Here is a 2,400-nt window from a genome sequence, read left to right as displayed (position 1 = left end):
GGCGAGGCGACCCGGCGCTTTGGCGACCGGGTCGAGAACCGGCTGGTGATCGCCCTGTCCGACCGGGACGTTGACCTTGAGGTCTCCACCGCCCGCAGCCGGCTGAACCTGGCCAACATCCTGGACTCCGCCAGCCAGATGTCGATCAAGGCGCTGCTGGTGGGTCCCGCCCCTGGGCTGGACGACGCCCGCAACGAACGGGTCGCCGAACTGAACCGCGTCTACTCGGATGTGGCCCTGCGGCGCAACCACCACTACATCGACACATTCACCCCGCTGCGCGCCCACACCCAGTGGCGCGCGGACCTCACCGCCAACGGCGGGGTGCCCGGACAGGCCGGCTACGGGCTGATGGCGTGGCTGGTGCTGCACCGCGGCTGGTACAACTGGATGGAGCTTCCCGAGCCAAGCGAAGGCTAAGCCGCCCGCCCGGGATCTGGCCGTGCATCTCTTGGCGCGCTTGGTCACATCCCCGCGCAGCACGGCACTGTGCCCCACTGACACGACGCGCGTGTGGCACGCCACAAACGACAAAGCCCTCCCGCATGTGAAACAATGGTTGCCGGACCACCGCCTACTGGCGGCGGTATCGCAATCCCTATCTAAGGAGGCACTATGTCGAAGCGCGCACGTAAGCGTAAGGACCGCCGTAAGCGTTCAGCAAACCACGGCAAGCGCCCCAACGCATAAGCTGATATGGATGATCCCCGCAGCGCACCAGATTTTCCCGGTGCCCTGCGGGGATTTCTTTATCCTGCCCCTGCACCGGCCTCCTGCCCGCTCTTCGCCCGACGGCGTTCTCCCCTGGCCCGAGGCAGCAAAGCCCGGCAGGTCAAACTCCGCCCGGGCGATGCGCGTTATCTCCGCCCCGCATAGCACCAGCCGCCGACACCGGTGTGCCGGCCGATCGGCCGGAGTGCTGGTGTCGACGGCTGGGTGCGTCGTGGTGGTAGGCACCGGGCAAACCGGTGGGTACCGAACCGTATGCAGTTGTGGTGTTCCCGTGGGGCGCAAGGCCGCGGCTAGTGCCCGGATTCGACCCGGATCTGCGAGATGCGCACCATGATCTTTTCCTTCAGCTGGCTCGGGGCGTGCTCCTGGCAGCTGCGGCGCACCACCGATCGGATGATGCACTCCAGGTCGTACTGCTCGGTGCATTCCGGGCAGTGCTCCAGGTGCCGCTTGACCTCTTTGATGTCCTCCAGGGTCAGCGCGCCATCGAGATAGTTGTAGATGCGCACCAGCCGGGAATCAGCACAGTCGCCCAGTGAATAGCAATCCATTTCTACTTCTCCGCTCCCTTGGCCTTGGAGTGGGATACCGCCGCGGGCATTCCCCGATCCTTGGCGTAGTCAGCCAACAACTCGCGCAAGTTCTTCCGTCCCCGATGCAATCGCGACATCACCGTGCCGATGGGCACCCCGAGGATCTCGGCGGCTTCCTTGTAGCTGAAGCCCTCCACGTCCACAAAGTAGACGGCCAGGCGGAAATCCTCGCCGATCGCCTGCAGCGCGGCCTTCACATCGGAATCCGGCAGCCGGTCCAGCGCCTCGACCTCCGCCGAACGCAGCCCCGTGGGCGTGTGGTCCGCGGCCTGGGCCATCTGCCAGTCCTCGACGGTGTCCGTGCTGGTGCGCTGGGGTTCGCGCTGGCGCTTGCGGTACAGGTTGATGTACGTGTTGGTCAGAATCCGGTAGAGCCAGGCCTTGAGGTTGGTTCCCGGTTTGTACTGGTGGAACGCGGAGAACGCCTTCGTGTAGGCCTCCTGCACCAGGTCCTCGGCGTCCGCCGGGTTGCGCGCCATGCGCAGGGCCGCCGAATACAACTGGTCGACGTATTGCATCGCGTCGCGCTCAAACGCTCGCGGCGCTGCTCGTCGGTTTCCTGAGCGGGATCGGGCACGCCGGAACCCAAAGTATTTTCCGTCATCATCGCCCAGTCTACGCGCTCACCGGCCGGTCGGGGCAGGACCGCGACGGCCGAGGGGGCACTTGCAGTTGTTCCCATGGTTCCTTCCAGTCTCGTCACACTCATTCCAACACCCGCCCAGACCGGATAATTCCCGGTGCCCACGGTAGGATTCTGCTAGGGCCTGTCACCTGGGGACCGGGCCTGGAAACCAAGCGAAGGAAGTGCGAAGAACACGTGCCGGCTCATGTCAGCGACCACCCGATGTGGGATGCCCCGTCCGTAACCGAACCGATCAACGCGACCGTGCTGGTGCCCGCCTCCAAGTCCCTGACCAACCGCTATCTGGTGCTCGCCGCCCTGGCCGACGGGCAGTGCACGATCCACAACACGCTGATCAGCCGCGACAGCGAGCTGATGCTGGACGCGCTGGCCGCCCTGGGGTGGGTGTTGAGCGCACGGTGCAGGATGACCGGTCCACCACGGTGCGCC

At 65.6% G+C, this 2,400-nt stretch carries 3 protein-coding genes and 2 pseudogenes; 3 read left to right on the top strand and 2 right to left on the bottom strand.

Going from position 1 to position 2,400, the window contains the following annotated elements; all coding sequences use genetic code 11:
• On the top strand, window positions 1-420 hold a 420-nt coding region (locus JCM19049_RS11845), incomplete at its 5' end, for a GDSL-type esterase/lipase family protein (protein ID WP_374700302.1).
• A gap of 195 nt (window positions 421-615) precedes the next feature.
• On the top strand, window positions 616-690 hold the full coding sequence (locus JCM19049_RS23535; protein WP_374700303.1) for a 50S ribosomal protein bL37: 75 nt from the start codon (window positions 616-618) through the stop codon (window positions 688-690).
• 332 nt (window positions 691-1,022) lie between these two features.
• Here JCM19049_RS23535 and rsrA read toward each other — a convergent pair whose 3' ends face one another.
• The gene (gene rsrA, locus JCM19049_RS11840) at window positions 1,023-1,283 is read right to left on the bottom strand and encodes a mycothiol system anti-sigma-R factor (protein WP_054821692.1); all 261 of its coding nucleotides are present in this window, start codon (window positions 1,281-1,283) and stop codon (window positions 1,023-1,025) included.
• 2 nt (window positions 1,284-1,285) lie between these two features.
• A pseudogene (locus JCM19049_RS11835) lies at window positions 1,286-1,932 on the bottom strand (sigma-70 family RNA polymerase sigma factor).
• A 240-nt stretch (window positions 1,933-2,172) separates the two neighbouring features.
• Here JCM19049_RS11835 and JCM19049_RS11830 point away from each other — a divergent pair.
• Window positions 2,173-2,400 (top strand): annotated as a pseudogene (locus JCM19049_RS11830) (hypothetical protein); the annotation flags it as partial.

This window comes from Arthrobacter sp. JCM 19049 (assembly GCF_001310435.1).
This window is presented reverse-complemented; position numbering and strand designations above follow the sequence as displayed.